The following is a 17584-nucleotide window of genomic DNA, read 5'->3' on the forward strand; positions in this document are numbered from 1 at the left end:
CCCCTTGGCGCCCGCGGCTCAGTTGAGTCGGCCGAGTCCCGCGATGGTCTTGTCGACCAGTGCCTTGTCGGCCTCGGCACCGTGCTTGTCGGCGATGATCGCCGCGGCAGCGCGGGTCGCGGCTTCGGCGGCCTTGGCGCGCACCGCCTGGATCGCGGCGCGCTCGGCGGCGGCGATCTTGTCCTCGGCCATCCGCGCGCGGCGCGCTGTCAGCTCGGTGGCATCGGCCTCGGCCTTGGCGAGCACGGCCCCGGCCTCTTCCTCGGCATGCGCGAGCATGGCCTGCGCCTGCGCCTCGGCACCTGCGATCTTCCGCGCATATTCGTCGCGCAGCGCCTCGGCCTCGGCGCGAAGTTGCTTCGCCTCGTCGAGCCGGTTGCGGATCGCCGCGATCTGATTGTCGAGCCCGCGGGTGATCAGACCCGGCACCTTCTTCCAGATCAGGATCAGGAGGAACACCGCCATCGCGATCGACACCCAGACGGTGGCGTCGAGCACCCCGAATAGCGACGGATCGGGATGATGCGTGCCGGTCGGGCCGACGCCGCCTTCGGCGGCGGTGAGTGCATGCGTACCGGTGTCGCGCACCGGCATGCCTTCGCCATGCTTCGCTTCGGTCAGGTTCTCGGAGACGGTGTCCGACACCGCCGGATGTGCTGCCTCAGCCATTGAGCGCCGCCTTCACTGCCTTCTTGGCCTCGACGGCCGTTACCTTGGCGCCCGAGAAGCGTGCGACGATGTCGCGCGCGGCTTCGACCGCCACTGCCTCGATCTCGGCACTCGCCGCAGTCGTCGCCTCGGCGATCTGCGCCTCGGCTGCCGCGATGCGGGCATCGGTCTCGGCATGCGCCGCGGCGAGCCGCTTCTCCGCCGCGGCAGTGCCCTGCGCCCGCGCCTCGGCGATGCGCTTCTGCGCGCCTTCGCGTGCGGCGTTTTCCTCGATCCGCCAATTCTCTTCGGCCTGATCGGCAGCGACACGCGCCGCCTCGGCAGCGGCGAGGTCGCCGGCGACCGATTGGTCGCGCGCATCGACCGTCGACAGCACCTTGGGCAGCATCACCTTGCCCACGACGAAGAAGACGAAGCCGAACGTCACGAGCAGCCAGAATAGCTGCGACGCGAAGGTTTCGGCGAGTTGGGAGATCTGAGGCATTGCTATCCTATCCAGCGGGCCGGGGACTTGCCCCGGCCCGTACCGGAGATGTTAGGCGACGAAGATCAGGATCATCGCGACGACGAACGCAAGCAGACCGAGAAGCTCGGCGGCCGCGAAGCCGATGAACAGACGGCCCTGCTGGCCGTCGGCCGCGCCCGGATTGCGCAGCGCGCCTTCGAGGAAGCTGCCGAACACGTTGCCCACACCGATGGCGGCCATGCCGGCGCCGATCGCCGCGAGACCCGCACCGATGAGCTTTGCTGCTTCTGCGTCCATTTCTAAAACTCCTGCGTATATTCAGTTGATAACGTTACGAAAAACTCAGTGCAGATGCTCGGCGTCGTTGATGTACAGCGACGTGAGCAGCGCAAAGACATAGGCCTGGATGCCGGCGACGAGGATCTCAAGCGCCGAGATGCCGACCATCAGCGCGAAGCTGGGGATGCCGACGCCGAGGCCGGGGATCAGCCCGGCATTGCCGGCGTTGATCACGAAGCCCGCGAGCACCTTCAACAGGATGTGCCCGGCGATCATCGCGACGAACAGTCGCAGGCCCAGCGAGAACGGCCGCACCATGAAGCTGACGAACTCGATCGCGGGGATCAGCCAGATCAGCCACAAGGGCGTGCCGTGCGGCACGAACAGCGAGAAGAACTTGAACCCATGCTTCCAGAAGCCGACGATCAGCACGATCGAGAAGCTCATGATCGCCAGCACGCCGGTGACGGTGAAGTGGCTGGTGAAAGTGAATGGGTGGATGCCCACCAGGCCCAGCGGCAACAGCCCGAGCACATTGGCGAACAGGATGAACATGAACAGCGAGAACACGTAAGGGAGGTAGGTGCGCCCCTCCTTGCCGATATTCTGCGCCAGCATCGAATCGATGAAGCCGGTGAAGTTCTCGACCAGCATCTGCCAGCGGCCGGGCACCACGGCGCGCTTCATGCCCCCGAGCATGAATGCCCAGAGGACGAAGGCCGCGATGCACATCCACAGTGCCGAGTTCGTGAAGGCGATCTGGTGCCCGGCTACATTGAAGCCGTCCCAGATCGTCTGCACCTCGAACTGGTGCATCGGGTCGATCTTGCCTGATTCAGCCGCCACGCGCGTTGATCCGTTTCATTAGCCAAAGCGCCCGAAGAGTCACTTCGAGCGCTGGTTCGAAATCCTGATGATGTTCCTGAACGCGCTGCCGATTCCGAGGAACAGGAGCACGAGCAGGAGCCACGGGGAGGTTCCCAGCAGCCAATCGAGCGTAGCGCCGATCACTGCTCCTCCAACCATGCTGCCAATCAGTTCGGCCAGCACGCGGTTCCCGAGGCGATAACTGGCATCGCCTTTGGTATCCACGGCGCCGGTTCTGATCGCCTCTTCCGTCTTTGCTCGCCGCAATCGCTCGTCGAGCGAGTTCAGGCGGGCATCCTCGGTCAAGGGGTCCAGTCCGGGCTCGTTCTCGACCATTTCGCCTCTCCCTTCATGCCGTTACCGGCGGTCCAAGCGCATGTGCCGACGGCGAGCCCGCCAAGGCAGGGGCGCTTTAGGAAGGGCTCGGGCCCGAGTCAACACTGGCGCCCGAACGCTGCGGGATCCCACCCAAAGCGCAGATGTGCCGTCCCGGCTTCACAGCGATGCACCTTCCGCGCTAGGGGCGCCCCGCCGGGAACGGCGATGGAAATTCTCGTCGATGCAAAGGGGTGTAATATGGCCGCAGTTCGAAATCGACCGATAGCCAAGATTCTCATCGGCCTTGTCGGGGTCGTTGTCGGGCTTTTCCTCGGCAAAATGGCATTCCAGGCGTTTGAGAACCGCCCGGGGAAACTCGAAGCCGAGTTCGAAACCGCGGTGCAGAACGATCCGGCCATGGGAACGATGTTCCAGGCCTTTCGCCAGTATTTCCCGACCGACTATGCCGCATTGAAGGCCGAGATGGTCGCGCAACATCGCGCAGGCGCCACCCCTGCCTCGCTCAATATGCTCGGCTTCAACCGGATGGCGGTGTTCCGCAAGGCGCATATCCGCGAACTGGCGCTGGCGCCCTCCGCCGAACTTCAGGCCTTTCGCAAGAGCCAGGCGGCGCTGATCAACGGACTTGCGGCGGAATCGCCGACGCTCTGCGCGCAATATACCTTCGCCACGATCAAGCCCGGCACCACCCCTTCCCCCAAGGTCCAGAAGCTGCTCGCCGATATCGGCGCCGCCCAGTTCCGCGCGATCGCAGCCGGCCAGAAAACGCCCGCGAAGCGCGAGATCGACACGCTCTCCCGCGCCGACAGCGAAGCCCTGGTCGCGCAGATGAAGCGCGCGGGCCTGAGCGATCGCCAGCTTGCCGCCTTCCTCGACGGGTCGGGAGCCCGCGCGCTGAGCGAGACCGATCAGTGCCGGACCGGAGTGATCCTCACCCAGGCGCTCGATGGGCTCCCGGCAGACCAGGCGGAACGCGTGCTGGCATTCATGACTGCGCATTCCTGACGCCGGAGCGCTTGCCTCCAATCGCGGCGGCGGGCAGGTTTTCGGGATGACCCGCCCGACTGCCACGCCGCTCGCTTTTACGGACGAAATCCTGGAGACGCTCGCTTTGCCCGGCGGCGCGCTCCAGATCGTCCGCGGCCTCGGCTCCGGCCTCGCGCGCGGCGACGACGGCAGCATCTGGGCGATCGGCGACCGCGGCCCCAATCTCAAGGTGAAGCTCGCCGTCCGCCGCTACGGGCTCGACCACCTTGCCGCGCATGGCGAGGCCGATGGCGCCAAGGTGATGCCAAGCCTCGCCATCGGGCCGGCGCTGTCCGAGCTCGCGATCGAGGGTGACCGTGTGACGATCCTGCGCACCCTGCCCCTGCGCACGCCGGCCGGCGATCCCCTCTCGGGCCTGCCGCCGCCCTGGGGCCTTACCGAGCGCGAGCCCGCGGTCGCGCTCGACGGCACGCTGCTCGCCCCCGATCCGTCCGGCGCCGACACCGAAGGCGTCGCCGTTGCGCGCGACGGCAGCTTCTGGATCGGCGAGGAATATGGCCCCTCGCTGCTCCGCGTCGCGCCCGACGGCACCGTCGGCGCACGGCTGGTGCCCGAAGGCTGCGCCGACTGGTTCGCCGAGGCCGCCTATCCGATCCGCGACAGCCTGCCCGCGCTCGCCGCCCGCCGCCGCCTCAACCGCGGTTTCGAGGCGCTGGCGCTCTCCGACGACGGCGCCGCGCTCTATCTCGCCTTCCAGAGCCCGCTCGCCCATCCCGATGTCGCCGCGCACCGCCGCGCACGTCACGTCCGCCTCTGGGCGCTCGACACCGCCACCGAACGCGTGACCGCGCAATATCTCTATCCTCTCGATCCGCCGCGCAGCTTCGCGCGCGATCAGGCCGCGGGCGATCTCGACCGCGCCGACATCAAGGTCAGCGAACTCACCGTGCTGGGTCGGAACTTGCTGCTCGTGCTCGAGCGCGGATCGCTGACCACCAAGCTCTACGCCGTCGACCTCGACTCCGGCGCCGCGCTCGATCCGCGGCACCTCGATCCCGACACCCGCCCCACGATCGAGGAATTGAGCGGCACCGGCGATCTCGACCTCCCCGTGCTCGCCAAGACACTGATCCTCTCGACCGACGATTTTCCCGAGATCGATGCCGACCTCGAGGGCATGGTCATGCTCTCGCCCCGCCAGTTGCTGCTGGTCAACGACAATGACTTCGGCACCGAGGGTGTGGCGACGCGCTTCTGGCGGATCGACTTGCCGTTCGACTTGCCGGCGCGCTGATTTATACAGGCGGCATGGCGACCGAGCCCGACAACACAGGACACCGCGCCCGCCTGCGCCAGCGCCTGTTCGAGGGCGGGCCGGATGCGCTGCTCGATCACGAACTGATCGAATATCTCCTCGCGCTGGCCATCCCGCGCCGCGACACCAAGCCGCTCGCCAAGGCACTGCTCACCGAGTTCGGCGGGATCGCCGGGCTGCTCACCGCGGATGCCGAGGCACTCGCCCGCGTTCCCGGAATGGGCGAGACCAGTGTCGCCGCACTCAAGGCGGCCCACGCCGCCGCATTACGCCTGCTGCGCGATCAGGTCGCCGCGCGCCCGGTCCTCGCCAATTGGCAGGCTTTGCTCGATTATCTCCGCGCCGAGATGGCGCATCACGCGATCGAGCGCGTCCGCGTGCTCCATCTCAATGGGCGCAACATGCTGATCCGCGACGAGCTGATGAACGAAGGCTCGCTCGACGAAGCCCCCGTCTATGTCCGCGAGGTGATCCGCCGCGCGATCGATCTCGGCTCGGCCGCGATCATCCTCGTCCACAACCACCCGTCGGGCGATCCCTCCCCCAGCCGCGCCGACATCGAGATCACCCGCCAGGTCGCCGAAGCGGGCAAGCGCCTCGGCATCGCCGTGCACGATCACATCATATTGGGCGCCGAAGGCCATACCAGCCTGCGCGCGCAGGGACTGATCTAGCGTGCGTCCGGCGAGCAGTGGCAGGCGCCCGCTTTCCCCTATCGCCGCGTCGGGCTATCAATCCGCATGGCACGGGCAGATCAGATCGAGATCGCTTTGCGAATCATGGTCGAGCACCCCGTCATCGGCGTGTTCCACAGCCTGCAGGCCAAGGATGACCAGCCGCTCGATCCGAAATGTTCGCGCGAGGGTGAGACGCTTCGGTTCGACTTCCCGATCCGCGTGGGTCCCGGCCCCAAATTCTTCGGCGATCAGGTGCGGCGCGAGGGGCCGGTGCGGCGCTTTGTCTATGTCCGAATCGGCAAGATGGCTGGCGACGCTTTCTCGCCCTGGTCTCGGCGGATGAAGATCGACATCCACGACATTGACGGCGACCTGCTGGATCGCGCAGCCCGAACCGGCGGCGTCATCGAAATGACGATCCTCGGCACCGCCGGAGACGGCACTCCCGCCTGCGCCACGGTCAGGCCCACCGCGCGACGCCTCGTCGAGCGCTGACTCTCGCGCCAGCCGGAAGGGGCAGACGCCAAAACGGCCGCCGGAGACAAATCCGACGGCCGCCCGGGAGGTGCGCCATGCGTGCGGCGCGGGGGCTTATTTCTTGGGCGTCAGGAAGTTCGTAACCTCAGCCTGACTAACCGACTTGTTCTTGTCGGCATCGGCTTGTGCGAAGGCCTGCCCGACCCAGACATTGGCGTCTGCAGAACCCGGCGCGAAAGCAGGCTCCGAAGCCTTGCGCAGGCCGCTCACCCAGACGCCGAACTCGGCCTGGCTCAGGCTGCCATTGGCGTCCTTGTCATAGGTGCCGAAATCGCGACCCACGGCCTGGCCGACCTGTTCCGGCGTGGTCGCCGGCTGCGTCGCTGCGGTGCCGGCACCCGTGGTTCCGGTGTTTGACGGCGTGGCACCCGGCTGGGCGGGCGTCGCAGGCTTGGCCGGCGCCGTGCCCGGCTGGGCCGGCGTCGCGGGTTGCGCCGGAGTCCCCGGATGGGTCGGCGTGGGCTGTGCAGCCTCGGTAGCCGGGGGGGCGCCGCGGCGGGGGCCTGCTCCACCGTGCCCGAGCCCTGCGTGCCCGGCGCGGCATCGTCGGTCGTCGCCGGAGTTTCCGGCTTCGACTGAGTCGAGGGCGCGGTCTGTGGCTGTGTCTGACTAGATTCGGCTGCAGGCTTGTCCTGCGCAAAGGCTGGCGCAGCAACAAGCATAGACGTGGCAAGAAAAACTGTCTTCAGCATCGATCGGACTCCTGTTGTTTGCTCCAGCCGATCTACGCTGGCGGAGCAGAGAAACTGTCGCTATTCACAAACATGAACAGATGAACTCGAAAGCTAGTTCCTCAGGCAGCGCAGCTCATCCCTGCGGTGGGCCATCTCATCGCATTTCAGTTGCCCTGTGGCGTCCTTGCCACGGCTGATGCAGAACAAGGCCATGATCGACCGTAGAACCCTGCTCCTCGGCATGGCAGCCGGACTCGCCGGCTGCGGCGCCGCGCGGGCGCCCGCCGCCATTGCCGATCCGCGCCTCTCGTCCAGCGATCCCGCCGGCAAGCTCCTCGCCGCCGCGCGCAGTCAGGTCGGCGTCACGCTGCATTATGACCCGGCCTACACGGTCCTTCCCTTCCCCAACGGCGACGTCCCGCGCGAGAAGGGCGTGTGCACCGACGTGGTGATCCGCGCCTATCGCGACGCCTTCGGGATCGATCTGCAAGCGCTGGTCAACGCCGATATGCGCAAGGCCTTCGCCGCTTATCCGAAGAAATGGGGCCTGCGGCGCCCCGATCGCAACATCGATCACCGCCGCGTGCCCAATCTCGCGCGCTTCCTCGCCCGGATGGGCGCCGAATTGCCCATCCCGGCTGACGGCAGGGGTTGGCAGCCGGGCGATATCTTCACGTCGATCATCGGCGGTACCGCCACCCATATCGGACTGGTCTCCGACCGGCCCGGCGCCCGCGGCCCGATGATCCTCCACAACGTCGGCCGCGGCGCGCGCGAGGAGGATGCGCTGCTCGCCTGGCCGATCACCGGCCGCTTCCGCTGGAAAGTCTAGAGCCCGCTTGCTATCGGCGCGCCAACCCCCGGCGAAAGGCATCCAATGGTTCCCCGTTACTCGCGGCCCGAAATGACTGCGATCTGGTCCCCCGAGGCCCGTTTCCGTATCTGGTTCGAGATCGAGGCGCACGCGACCGAGGCGCTCGCCGAACTCGGCGTGGTGCCCAAATCGGCAGCCAAGGCCTTGTGGGACTGGTGGGCGACCAAGCCGGTGATCGATGTCGCCGCGATCGACGCGATCGAAGCCGTCACCAGGCACGACGTCATCGCCTTCCTCACCTGGGTCGCCGAGCAGGTCGGCGACGAAGCGCGCTTCATGCACCAGGGCATGACCAGCTCGGACGTGCTCGACACCTGCCTCGCGGTTCAGCTCGCCCGCGCCGCGGATATCCTGATCGCCGATCTCGATCAATTGCTCGAAATCCTCAAGCGCCGCGCTTTTGAGCACAAGCTCACCCCGACGATCGGCCGCAGCCACGGAATCCATGCCGAACCGGTCACGTTCGGGCTCAAGCTCGCCGAGGCCTATGCCGAGTTCAAGCGCAACCGCGCCCGCCTCGTCGCCGCCCGCGCCGACATCGCCACCTGCGCGATCTCGGGCGCGGTCGGCACGTTCGCCAATATCGATCCGCGCGTCGAAGCGCATGTCGCGGAGAAGCTGGGTCTCGCGATCGAGCCTGTCTCGACGCAGGTGATCCCGCGCGATCGCCACGCGATGTTCTTCGCCACGTTGGGCGTGATCGCCTCGTCGATCGAGCGCCTCGCCACCGAAATCCGCCATTTGCAGCGCACCGAGGTGCTCGAGGCCGAGGAATATTTCTCGCCCGGCCAGAAGGGCTCGTCGGCGATGCCGCACAAGCGCAACCCGGTGCTCACCGAGAATCTCACCGGCCTCGCCCGCATGGTCCGCAGCGCCACCATCCCCGCGATGGAGAATGTCGCTTTGTGGCACGAACGCGACATCAGCCACTCCTCGGTCGAGCGCTATATCGGCCCCGACGCGACGATCACGCTCGATTTCGCTCTCGCCCGGCTCTCGGGGGTGATGGACAAATTGCTCGTTTACCCGGCACGGATGCAGAAGAATCTCGATCGGATGGGCGGACTCGTCCACTCGCAGCGCGTCCTGCTCGCGCTCACTCAGGCGGGAGTCAGCCGCGAGGACAGCTACCGCCTCGTCCAGCGCAACGCGATGAAGGTCTGGGAGAGCGACGGTGCGCTTTCGCTGCTCGAATTGCTCAAGGCCGATCCGGAAGTCACCGCGGCGCTGTCGGTCGAGGAACTCGAGGACAAATTCGACCTCGGCTATCACTTCCAGCAAGTCGATACGATCTTCGACCGCGTCTTCGCTTGAACCCAGTCCACAAGACACTCCGCGCCGGCACAGCCGAGGCACATGAACGGGTCGACGCCGCCTTCGCGGCGTTCGACCTGACCGATCGCGACAGCTATGCGGCGTTCCTGCGCGCGCATGCCGAAGTGCTGCTGCCGCTGGAGGAAGCCCTCCCCGGCGAGCGGATCGTGCCAGATTGGGAAGGGCGCAAGCGCGGCGCGCTGCTGCGCGAGGATTTGGCGTTCCTCCGTCATCCCGGCGAAAGCCGGGACCTCCTGCCGCAATCGACGCAGCCCGTTGCCCGAGATCCCGGCCTCCGCCGGGATGACGAATGGGATGAAGCCGCCATCGCCGGCACGCTCTACGTCCTCGAAGGCTCCCGGCTCGGCGGACGCTTCCTCGCCCGTCAGCTGCCGCCCGGCTTCCCCCGCGCCTATCTTGATGCAGATCAACCGCCTGAGAACTGGCGCAATTTGCTGGCCCGGCTCGGCACGATCCTCTATCAGCCCGCCCAACTCCAGTCCGCCCTGGTCGCCGCGCGCAATGTGTTCTCGGCCTTTGAGCAGTCGGCGAACCGCTGGGCGAAAGGCTGAACTTGGCGGATAGCGATCAGGTCGTCGACCTCACCAATTGCGATCGCGAGCCGATCCACGAACTCGGGGCGATCCAGCCCTTCGGGTTCCTGCTCGCTTTGTCGACCGACTGGCTGATCCGCCGCGCCTCGGCCAACATCGACCAGTTCTTCGGCGTCGAGGCGGACGAGCTGCTCGGCGGCTCGGCGATCCCCCTGTTCGGCGAGCGCGCCGTACACACGCTGCGCAACCGGCTCGCGATGCTACGCGGGCCTGACTCGGTCGAGCGGATGTTCGGTCTTACGCTTCCCAATGGCCGCCGCATGGATTTCGCACTCCACATGATCGGCGACCTGATCATCGTCGAGGGTGAGGACAGCAGCGACGAAGTCGCCACCGATGCAGGCTCGGCGATCCGCGCGATGATGGCGCGGCTCGACGCGACCGACGACGGCGCCGCCTTTTACCGCGAAGGCGCCCGACAGGTCCGCGCGCTGACCGGCTTCGATCGGGTGATGGTCTATCGCTTCGATCGCGACGGTTCGGGCGAAGTCGTCGCCGAGGCCGCCCGCGCCGGCATCGGCAGCTTCCTCGATCTGCGCTATCCGGCTTCGGACATTCCGCAACAGGCGCGCAAACTCTATGTCCGCACGCCGTTCCGCATCATCGCCGATGTCGAAGCCGATCCGGTGCCGATCCTGCCGCGGCTCGACGAGAGGGGGGCGGCGATCGATCTGTCGCTGTCGGTGCTGCGCTCGGTCTCGCCGATTCACATCGAATATCTCAGAAACATGGGGGTCGGCGCGTCCCTGTCGATCTCGATCATCGCCGGGGGACAGCTCTGGGGGCTGTTCGCCTGCCACCATTACAGCGCCCGTCGCCCGAGCTTCGAGCGGCGCTCGATCGCCGAATTGTTCGGCCAGATGTTCGCGCTAAAGCTCGAGAGCCGCGAGCGCCGCGAGCTTCAGGCCTATGAGACGCGCGCCCGCGCGAGCAGCGACCGGCTACTCGCCGCGGTGGCCGGCGACGCGACCCTGCTCGACAATCCCGACTGGCTCGCCGCGATGCTGCGCGAGACCGTGCCGTGCGACGGGATTGCGATCTGGGTCGACGGCAAATGTTCGCATAGCGGCCTGACGCCGCCGCCCGATGCCTTTCCCGCGCTCGTCCGCCGGCTCAACGCCATGGCCGCAGGCCGCATCTTCGCAACCGACCGCCTCGCCGAGACCTTGGCCTCCGCCGAGGCATATGGCGACGTGGCCGCCGGCATGCTCGCCATTCCGATCTCGCGGTCCCCCCGCGATTACGTATTGCTATTCCGGCAGGAAATGGTGCGCACGGTCAAATGGGCCGGCGATCCGCACAAGCCCGCCCAGCTTGGCCCCAACGGACCGCGCCTCACTCCGCGCAAGAGCTTCGAACTATGGAGCCAGGAAGTGCGCGGCCGCGCCACGCCCTTTTCGGCCTCGGAAATCCGCATCGCCGAGATGCTGCGCGTCTCGATGATCGAAGTCGTGCTGCGTCTCTCGGACGATGCGCAGGAGGAGCGCCGCCGCTTCTCGGAGCGGCAGGAGCTGCTCATCGCCGAGCTCAACCACCGCGTCCGCAACATCCTCAGCCTGATCCGCGGGCTGGTCCGCCAGTCGCTCGACCCGCAGGCCGACACGCGCAGCACCATTTCGCTGCTCGAGGGCCGGATCGAAAGCCTCGCACGCGCGCACGACCAGATCACCCAAGACAATTGGAGCGCCGCGCCGCTCCGCCGCCTCATCGAAACCGAGGCCGCAGCCTATCTCGCGGGCAAGAGCCAGCGCCTCGTCTGCGCCGGCCCCGGCGTCCTGCTCCTCCCCCATGCGTTCTCGACGCTCGCTCTGGTCTTCCACGAGCTGATGACCAACTCCGCCAAATATGGTGCGCTGTCGGACAGCGGCAGCGTGCTGGTCGAATGGCAGCTCGACGACGAAGGCGATTTACAGATCGAATGGCGCGAGCGCGGCGGGCCCGCGGTCCAGCCTCCCAAGCGGCAGGGCTTCGGCACTACGATCATCCAGCGCTCGATTCCCTATGATCTCGGCGGCAAGGCCGAAGTGCGTTACGCCCTTACCGGGCTCGAGGCCGATTTCTGCATTCCTGCCCGTCATGTCGTCGCCGACGATCCCGCGCGCACGCCCGCCGCTGCGGTCGGCATCACCAGCGACAGCGAGGTCCCCCGCGACGTGCTTACCGGCGCGGCCTTGCTCGTCGAAGACAGCCTGATCATCGCAATGGACGCCGAGGACATCCTCGTACGGCTTGGCGCCGCGCGTGTGGTCACCGCGGCGAGCATCCGCCAGGCGCAGCAGGAAATCGACCGCGACGCATTCGAGATCGCGGTTCTCGACGTCAATCTCGGCAACGAGACCAGCCTGTCGATCGCCGATGCGCTGCGTGCGAAGGCCGTGCCCTATGTCTTCGCCACCGGCTATGGCGAACAGCTCCGCCTGCCCCCCGAGCACGAGGGCGTCCAGGTGATCCAGAAGCCGTACACGCTCGCCAGCCTCGCTTACGCGCTCGGCCAGGCATTGCGCCCGCGCTGAGCTTTCGCCAGCGGGTATTCGACCCTATCTTGCTCCCGGGCAAAGAGGGGAATGGCAGTGGCGATCGGTGCATCGGTGGGCAAAGGCGCGAGCAACGAGATCGCCGACGTCCTCGTCGTTCAGCATCTGCTCAACGACTGGCTCGGCGACACCGGCCAGAAGCTGCTGCCGACCACCGGCAATTGCGGCCCGCTTACCATCGCCGCGATCGAGGCATTCCAGACCCGCGTGCTCGGCGCGACCAAGCCAGACGGCCGCATCGATCCTGGCGGCAGGACGTGGAGTGCGCTGTCGACCCGCACGGCAAACGCCCCCGCTCCAGCACCCACACCCACACCCACACCCACAGCGGTGCTCAGCGGCGCGGCATGGTGGCACGCCAATCAGGCCAGATTTCCCAACAGCGCGGCGATCGGCGATCTCGTCCCGGCCTTCCGCGACGCCGTCACTGATTTCATCGAAGCGCTGCGGGAGGCCGGCGCGACCGTGAAGGTCTCCGCCACCCGCCGCAACCGCACCCGCGCGCAGCTGATGCACTATAGCTGGCGCATCGCGCACGGTTCGATCGTGCCGAAGGACGTGCCCGCCATCCCCGGCTGCGCGATCAAATGGGACCATAAGGACCTCGCGCGCTCGAAGCAGGGTGCACAGGAGATGGTTGACCTGTTCGGCATCGCCTTCCAGCCGTCGCTCACTTCGCGCCACATCGAGGGCCGCGCGATCGACATGACGATCGGCTGGGCGGGGACGATCCAGCTCCGCGACAAGGCGGGCAAACTGCGCGCGCTGGGCGCACCGCGATCGGGCGACACCAACAAGGACCTCCACGCGATCGGCGCGACCTATGGCGTGCGCAAGCTCGTCTCCGATCCGCCGCATTGGAGCGACGACGGGCGTTGATCGCGGGCTTCAACCTGCGAAACATAGCGACTATCCCGCAGAAAGCCGCGCCAGCGTCTCCGCGTCGGCAGGGAAGAATGCCTCGATCGCCAGTTCGTCGAGCGTCACGTCGCGCGGCGTACCGAATACCGTCGTCGTGCTGAAGAAGCGCAATTCGCCCCGCGGCGATTCCAGCCTGAGCGGCACCGCCACATCCCCGAACCCGTCGATATCGCCGCTCCCCTCGGACGAGGGATAGCCGCAAAGCTCGTCGAGCAGCGCTGCCAGTGCGGGGTCGCTGGTCAGCCATGCCTGCCGCCGCAGCCGCTCGAGCAAGTGCGCGCGCCACTCGCCCAGATTGAGGATGCGCGGCGCCAACCCTTCGGGATGCAGGCTCAGCCGCAGCACGTTGATCGGTCCTTCGAGCAGGAAGTCCGCCACGCCGTCCAGCAGCGGCGCCACCGCGGCGTTGGCGGCGATCATGTGCCAGTGCCGGTCGATCGCCAGCGCCGGAAAGGGCTCGTGCCCCTTGAGCACCAGTTCGACTGCGCGCCGCGCCGGCGCGAGTTGCGGGTCGTCGAGCGGCCGCTCCGAGAAGACCGGCGCATAGCCCGCCCCGAGCAGCATTGCATTGCGCTCGCGCAAGGGCACTTCGAGCTGCTCGGCGAGCAGCAGCACCATCTCGCGGCTCGGCTGCGCCCGCCCGGTTTCGATGAAGCTCAGATGCCGGGTCGAGATTTCCGCATCGAGCGCGAGATCCATCTGGCTCAGCCGGCGCCGCTGGCGCCAATGCCTGATCTGCTCGCCGAGCGGCCGAATCTGCTGCGTGCCCATTGCGCTCTCCCTTTCACTCTCGTTACCGCCGCGGCGACGCGCATTCCATTACCTGTCGGGTAATCGACCTGCGGCGCGCCATCGCCATGCTTGGGGCACTCAAGCAAGGGAGACCCGATGATGACCGACAAACTCCTCCGTCCGGTGATGCTGTTCGACGCCGCCACCTGCCTCGCCATGGGCGCATTGCTCGTGGCCGCCGCGGGCCCGATCGCCGGACTCACCGATTTGCCCGTACCGCTGCTGCGCGAAGCCGGTATCGTCCTGTTCCCGTTCGCATTGTTCGTGCTCTGGGCCGCGCGACAGGGCGGTGGCTGGCCGGTGGCGCTCGTCGCAGGCCTCAATGTGGCATGGGTCGCGGCCAGCTTCGGCGCGATTGCGCTGGTGCAGCCCAATGCGCTCGGCATCGCATTCGTCGCCGGGCAGGCGTTGGCCGTGGGCGCAATTGCCGCGCTTCAGTTCCATGCGCTCGGCGGTGAAGCACGCGTCAACGTGTGAACCCGGGAACGGTCGTCACCCCGGCCCAAGACCGGGGTGATGACCTAAAGGCTTACCCCAAAGCCGATTTGATCTTGGCGAAGAACCCGCTCGATTGCGGGCATTCGTCGCCGGTTTCGGTCGCGCGGAATGCCTCGAGCAATTCGCGCTGCTTCGCGGTCAGCTTGCTCGGCATCTCGACGTCGAGCCGGATGACCAGATCGCCGCGCCCGCGCCCCTGAAGCACCGGCATGCCCGCGCCGCGGTGCCGCACTTCGCGGCCCGGCTGGGTGCCCGGCGCAATCTTGACGTTGATCATCTCGCCGTCGAGGCCCGGTAATTCGATCTCGCCGCCCAGCGCCGCCGTGGTAAAGCTGATCGGCGCATTGGCGAACAAGGTCGTGCCTTGCCGCTCGAAGAGCGAATGCTTGGCGACATGGAGGAAGATGTAGAGGTCGCCCGAAGGCGCACCGCGCGCACCCGCCTCGCCTTCGCCGCTCAGCCGGATCCGCGTGCCTTCGTCGACGCCCGGCGGCACGTTGATCTTGAGCGTCTTGGTCTTGTCGGTGCGGCCCTCGCCGCGGCAGTCGCGGCAGGGATCGGCGATCACCTGTCCCGCGCCGTGGCAGACGGGACACGTCCGCTCGACCATGAAGAAGCCCTGCTGCGCGCGCACCTTGCCGTGGCCGTTGCACTGCTTGCACTGATGCGCCTGGGTGCCCGGCTTGGCGCCAGTCCCCGAGCAGCTGTCGCAGATCCCCGAGACGTCGACGGTGATCTCGCTCGCCTTGCCGTGCCAGGCGTCCTCGAGGCTGATTTCCATGTCGTAGCGCAGATCGGCGCCGCGCAGGTTCGGCCGGCCGCCGCCGCGCCCGCCCATGAACTCGCCGAACACGCTTTCGAAGATGTCGCTGAACGCGCCGAAATCCTGTGCGCCGTGGCCGGCACCGCCGCCGCCCATGCCGTTCTTGAACGCGGCGTGGCCGAAGCGATCATAAGCCGCGCGCTTCTGCGGATCCTTCAGGCACTCATAGGCTTCACTGACCGCCTTGAACCTGGCCTCGTGATCTTTGCACCCGCCATTCTTGTCGGGGTGATATTTCATCGCGAGCTTGCGATACGCCGATTTCAGCGTGGCCTCGTCCGCGGTGCGCTCGCATTCGAGCAATTCGTAATAATCGACTTCGGTGGTCATCTACTCAGGCCCCCGCCCCTCTCCCGTCACCCCGGCGAAGGCCGGGGCCTCGGGCCGCATGTGCTGCAGCCTGAGATGCCGGCCTGCGCCGGCATGACGGAGTGGGCTCATTGTATTACGCCTTGTTGTCGTCCACCTCGGAGAACTCGGCATCGACGACTTCCTCGCCGCCTGCCTCGCCCGCCGCAGCTGCTCCGTCCGCATTCGGCGACGCATTCTCGGCCGACTGCTTCTCGTAGATCGCCTGGCCCAGCTTCATCGCGACCTGCGCGAGTTCCTGGCTCTTCGCCTGCATCGCGTCGGCATCGTTGCTCTCCACCGCCGCCTTGGCCGCGTCGACCGCCGCCTGGATCTCGGCCTTGAGGCTCTCGTCGATCTTGTCGCCATTCTCCACGAGTTGACGCTCGGTAGTGTGGATCAGGCTCTCGGCGTTGTTCTTGGCCTCGGCGCCCGCACGCCGCTTCTTGTCCTCTTCGGCGAACTGCTCGGCGTCGCGGACCATCTGGTCGATGTCGGCGTCGCTCAAGCCCCCCGAGGCCTGGATGCGGATCTGCTGCTCCTTGCCGGTGCCCTTGTCCTTGGCCGACACGTTGACGAGGCCGTTGGCGTCGATGTCGAAGGTGACTTCGATCTGCGGCACGCCGCGCGGCGCCGGCGGAATGCCGATCAGGTCGAACTGGCCCAGCATCTTGTTGTCCGCCGCCATTTCGCGCTCGCCCTGGAAGACGCGGATCGTCACTGCCTGCTGATTGTCATCGGCAGTGGAGTAGACCTGGCTCTTCTTGGTCGGGATCGTCGTGTTGCGGTCGATCATCCGGGTGAACACGCCACCCAGAGTCTCGATGCCGAGGCTGAGCGGAGTCACGTCGAGCAGAAGCACGTCCTTGACGTCGCCCTGCAGCACGCCGGCCTGGATCGCCGCGCCGATCGCCACGACTTCGTCGGGGTTCACGCCGGTATGCGGCTCCTTGCCGAAGAACTGCTTCACGATGTCGCGCACCTTGGGCATGCGAGTCATGCCGCCGACCATCACGACTTCGTCGATCTGGCTGGCCTTGAGCCCGGCATCTGCAAGCGCTTTCCGGCACGGCTCGAGCGTGCGCTGGATCAGTTCGTCGACCAGACGCTCGAGATCCGAGCGGCTGATCGCCTTGACCAGATGCTTCGGCCCGTTGGCGTCGGCAGTGATGAAGGGCAGATTGACTTCGGTGGTCTGCGCGGAGGAAAGCTCGATCTTGGCCTTCTCGGCGGCTTCCTTGAGCCGCTGCAGCGCCAACTTGTCCTTGGTGAGGTCGATGCCCTCGGCCTTGCGGAACTCGTCCGCGAGGAACTGGACGATCTTCGAATCGAAGTCCTCGCCGCCAAGGAAGGTGTCGCCGTTGGTCGCCTTCACTTCGAACACGCCGTCGCCGATCTCGAGCACCGAGATGTCGAACGTGCCGCCGCCAAGGTCATAGACCGCGATCGTCTTGCCGTCGTTCTTCTCGAGGCCGTAAGCCAGCGCCGCCGCGGTCGGCTCGTTGATGATGCGCAGCACTTCGAGGCCGGCGATCTTGCCGGCGTCCTTGGTCGCCTGGCGCTGGGCGTCGTTGAAATATGCCGGAACCGTGATCACTGCCTGGGTGACGGTCTCGCCGAGATACGATTCGGCGGTTTCCTTCATCTTCTGCAGCGTGAACGCCGAGATCTGCGACGGCGAATAATCCTCGCCGCCCGCCTTGACCCACGCGTCGCCGTTCGGCCCGCGCACGATCGAATACGGCACCAGCTCGGTGTCCTTCTTGGTCACCGGATCGTCGAAGCGGCGGCCGATGAGGCGCTTGACTGCGAAGATGGTGTTGTCGCCGTTGGTGACGGCCTGGCGCTTGGCCGGCTGGCCGACCAGCCGCTCGCCATCCTTGGCGAAGGCGACGATCGAAGGCGTCGTGCGTGCGCCCTCCGCATTCTCGATGACCTTGGGCTTGCCGCCTTCCATCACGGCAACGCAGCTGTTGGTCGTGCCCAGATCGATCCCGATAACTTTAGCCATGGTCCCTCGTGGCCCCCAGATGTTCGTTGTTCAAAGTCAAAAACT

At 66.7% G+C, this 17584-nt stretch carries 19 protein-coding genes; 10 read left to right on the forward strand and 9 right to left on the reverse strand.

The genetic code is table 11. From position 1 onward, the window contains the following. Positions 1-18: 18 nt before the first annotated feature. Genes CVN68_RS10395 through CVN68_RS10415 form a run of 5 tightly spaced genes read right to left on the reverse strand, consistent with a single transcriptional unit; the run spans position 19 to position 2617 of the window. The gene (locus tag CVN68_RS10395) at positions 19-669 is read right to left on the reverse strand and encodes a F0F1 ATP synthase subunit B family protein (protein ID WP_100282148.1); all 651 of its coding nucleotides are present in this window, start codon (positions 667-669) and stop codon (positions 19-21) included. Continuing rightward, on the reverse strand, positions 662-1153 hold the full coding sequence (locus CVN68_RS10400) for a F0F1 ATP synthase subunit B family protein (RefSeq protein WP_100282149.1): 492 nt from the start codon (positions 1151-1153) through the stop codon (positions 662-664). The genes CVN68_RS10395 and CVN68_RS10400 overlap by 8 nt, the downstream gene beginning before the upstream one ends. Positions 1154-1204: 51 nt before the next feature. Next, positions 1205-1432 (reverse strand): F0F1 ATP synthase subunit C, encoded by a 228-nt coding sequence (locus tag CVN68_RS10405; protein ID WP_044330387.1) that lies wholly within the window; start codon positions 1430-1432, stop codon positions 1205-1207. 45 nt (positions 1433-1477) lie between these two features. After that, positions 1478-2260, reverse strand: coding sequence for a F0F1 ATP synthase subunit A (locus tag CVN68_RS10410; RefSeq protein ID WP_199560257.1), 783 nt, complete (start codon positions 2258-2260; stop codon positions 1478-1480). 39 nt (positions 2261-2299) lie between these two features. Then, a complete protein-coding gene (locus tag CVN68_RS10415; protein WP_100282150.1) occupies positions 2300-2617 on the reverse strand; it encodes an AtpZ/AtpI family protein in 318 nt (105 codons plus the stop codon). 321 nt (positions 2618-2938) lie between these two features. On the opposite strand from CVN68_RS10415, the gene CVN68_RS10420 reads away from it, so the two are divergent. The 4 genes from CVN68_RS10420 (at position 2939) to CVN68_RS10435 (ending at position 6094) form a co-directional block, all read left to right on the forward strand. Next, positions 2939-3625 carry a hypothetical protein gene (locus CVN68_RS10420; protein WP_158298828.1) on the forward strand — a complete coding sequence of 229 codons (687 nt, stop codon included), beginning with the start codon at positions 2939-2941 and terminating at the stop codon, positions 3623-3625. Positions 3626-3671: 46 nt separating this feature from the next. Beyond that, a complete protein-coding gene (locus CVN68_RS10425) occupies positions 3672-4901 on the forward strand; it encodes an esterase-like activity of phytase family protein (protein WP_100282152.1) in 1230 nt (409 codons plus the stop codon). Positions 4902-4915: 14 nt separating this feature from the next. Further along, positions 4916-5596, forward strand: a complete 681-nt coding sequence (radC, locus tag CVN68_RS10430; RefSeq protein ID WP_100282153.1) for a RadC family protein — start codon at positions 4916-4918, stop codon at positions 5594-5596. Between the two features lie 66 nt (positions 5597-5662). Continuing rightward, positions 5663-6094 carry a DUF5990 family protein gene (locus CVN68_RS10435; protein ID WP_100282154.1) on the forward strand — a complete coding sequence of 144 codons (432 nt, stop codon included), beginning with the start codon at positions 5663-5665 and terminating at the stop codon, positions 6092-6094. A 96-nt stretch (positions 6095-6190) separates the two neighbouring features. Here CVN68_RS10435 and CVN68_RS10440 read toward each other — a convergent pair whose 3' ends face one another. Beyond that, complete coding sequence (locus CVN68_RS10440) at positions 6191-6418, reverse strand: EF-hand domain-containing protein (RefSeq protein WP_100282155.1); 228 nt, start codon at positions 6416-6418, stop codon at positions 6191-6193. Positions 6419-7006: 588 nt separating this feature from the next. Here CVN68_RS10440 and CVN68_RS10450 point away from each other — a divergent pair. The 5 genes from CVN68_RS10450 to CVN68_RS10470 are packed head-to-tail and all read left to right on the forward strand — an operon-like array spanning position 7007 to position 13025. After that, positions 7007-7642, forward strand: coding sequence for a DUF1287 domain-containing protein (locus CVN68_RS10450; RefSeq protein WP_100282157.1), 636 nt, complete (start codon positions 7007-7009; stop codon positions 7640-7642). A gap of 45 nt (positions 7643-7687) precedes the next feature. Next, positions 7688-8998, forward strand: coding sequence for an adenylosuccinate lyase (purB, locus tag CVN68_RS10455; RefSeq protein WP_100282158.1), 1311 nt, complete (start codon positions 7688-7690; stop codon positions 8996-8998). Continuing rightward, positions 8995-9570 carry a biliverdin-producing heme oxygenase gene (locus CVN68_RS10460; protein WP_100282159.1) on the forward strand — a complete coding sequence of 192 codons (576 nt, stop codon included), beginning with the start codon at positions 8995-8997 and terminating at the stop codon, positions 9568-9570. The genes purB and CVN68_RS10460 overlap by 4 nt, the downstream gene beginning before the upstream one ends. Beyond that, positions 9567-12125 (forward strand): HWE histidine kinase domain-containing protein, encoded by a 2559-nt coding sequence (locus CVN68_RS10465; RefSeq protein ID WP_407695549.1) that lies wholly within the window; start codon positions 9567-9569, stop codon positions 12123-12125. Before CVN68_RS10460 ends, CVN68_RS10465 begins: the two co-directional genes overlap by 4 nt. A gap of 57 nt (positions 12126-12182) precedes the next feature. After that, positions 12183-13025 carry a peptidoglycan-binding domain-containing protein gene (locus CVN68_RS10470; protein WP_199560258.1) on the forward strand — a complete coding sequence of 281 codons (843 nt, stop codon included), beginning with the start codon at positions 12183-12185 and terminating at the stop codon, positions 13023-13025. A 30-nt stretch (positions 13026-13055) separates the two neighbouring features. On the opposite strand, the gene CVN68_RS10475 is transcribed toward CVN68_RS10470, so the two are convergent. Further along, positions 13056-13838, reverse strand: a complete 783-nt coding sequence (locus CVN68_RS10475; RefSeq protein ID WP_100282161.1) for a helix-turn-helix domain-containing protein — start codon at positions 13836-13838, stop codon at positions 13056-13058. A 120-nt stretch (positions 13839-13958) separates the two neighbouring features. Here CVN68_RS10475 and CVN68_RS10480 point away from each other — a divergent pair, with 120 nt between their 5' ends. After that, entirely contained in the window at positions 13959-14336 is a 378-nt protein-coding gene (locus tag CVN68_RS10480; protein ID WP_199560259.1) for a hypothetical protein, read from the forward strand. Positions 14337-14388: 52 nt separating this feature from the next. Here CVN68_RS10480 and dnaJ read toward each other — a convergent pair whose 3' ends face one another. Then, the gene (dnaJ, locus tag CVN68_RS10485) at positions 14389-15510 is read right to left on the reverse strand and encodes a molecular chaperone DnaJ (protein WP_100282163.1); all 1122 of its coding nucleotides are present in this window, start codon (positions 15508-15510) and stop codon (positions 14389-14391) included. 115 nt (positions 15511-15625) lie between these two features. Next, positions 15626-17539, reverse strand: a complete 1914-nt coding sequence (gene dnaK / locus CVN68_RS10490) for a molecular chaperone DnaK (RefSeq protein WP_100282164.1) — start codon at positions 17537-17539, stop codon at positions 15626-15628. Positions 17540-17584: the final 45 nt, after the last annotated feature.

This window comes from Sphingomonas psychrotolerans (assembly GCF_002796605.1).
Lineage (GTDB): Bacteria > Pseudomonadota > Alphaproteobacteria > Sphingomonadales > Sphingomonadaceae > Sphingomonas > Sphingomonas psychrotolerans.

What these genes read in the sequence shown, in the direction of transcription:
- CVN68_RS10395 (WP_100282148.1), bottom strand. Translation starts at nt 669, where the DNA reads ATGGCTGAGGCAGCACATCCGGCGGTGTCGGACACCGTCTCCGAGAAC.
- CVN68_RS10400 (WP_100282149.1), bottom strand. Translation starts at nt 1,153, where the DNA reads ATGCCTCAGATCTCCCAACTCGCCGAAACCTTCGCGTCGCAGCTATTC.
- CVN68_RS10405 (WP_044330387.1), bottom strand. Translation starts at nt 1,432, where the DNA reads ATGGACGCAGAAGCAGCAAAGCTCATCGGTGCGGGTCTCGCGGCGATC.
- CVN68_RS10415 (WP_100282150.1), bottom strand. Translation starts at nt 2,617, where the DNA reads ATGGTCGAGAACGAGCCCGGACTGGACCCCTTGACCGAGGATGCCCGC.
- CVN68_RS10420 (WP_158298828.1), top strand. Translation starts at nt 2,939, where the DNA reads ATGGCATTCCAGGCGTTTGAGAACCGCCCGGGGAAACTCGAAGCCGAG.
- CVN68_RS10425 (WP_100282152.1), top strand. Translation starts at nt 3,672, where the DNA reads ATGACCCGCCCGACTGCCACGCCGCTCGCTTTTACGGACGAAATCCTG.
- radC (WP_100282153.1), top strand. Translation starts at nt 4,916, where the DNA reads ATGGCGACCGAGCCCGACAACACAGGACACCGCGCCCGCCTGCGCCAG.
- CVN68_RS10435 (WP_100282154.1), top strand. Translation starts at nt 5,663, where the DNA reads ATGGCACGGGCAGATCAGATCGAGATCGCTTTGCGAATCATGGTCGAG.
- CVN68_RS10450 (WP_100282157.1), top strand. Translation starts at nt 7,007, where the DNA reads ATGCAGAACAAGGCCATGATCGACCGTAGAACCCTGCTCCTCGGCATG.
- purB (WP_100282158.1), top strand. Translation starts at nt 7,688, where the DNA reads ATGGTTCCCCGTTACTCGCGGCCCGAAATGACTGCGATCTGGTCCCCC.
- CVN68_RS10475 (WP_100282161.1), bottom strand. Translation starts at nt 13,838, where the DNA reads ATGGGCACGCAGCAGATTCGGCCGCTCGGCGAGCAGATCAGGCATTGG.
- CVN68_RS10480 (WP_199560259.1), top strand. Translation starts at nt 13,959, where the DNA reads ATGACCGACAAACTCCTCCGTCCGGTGATGCTGTTCGACGCCGCCACC.
- dnaJ (WP_100282163.1), bottom strand. Translation starts at nt 15,510, where the DNA reads ATGACCACCGAAGTCGATTATTACGAATTGCTCGAATGCGAGCGCACC.
- dnaK (WP_100282164.1), bottom strand. Translation starts at nt 17,539, where the DNA reads ATGGCTAAAGTTATCGGGATCGATCTGGGCACGACCAACAGCTGCGTT.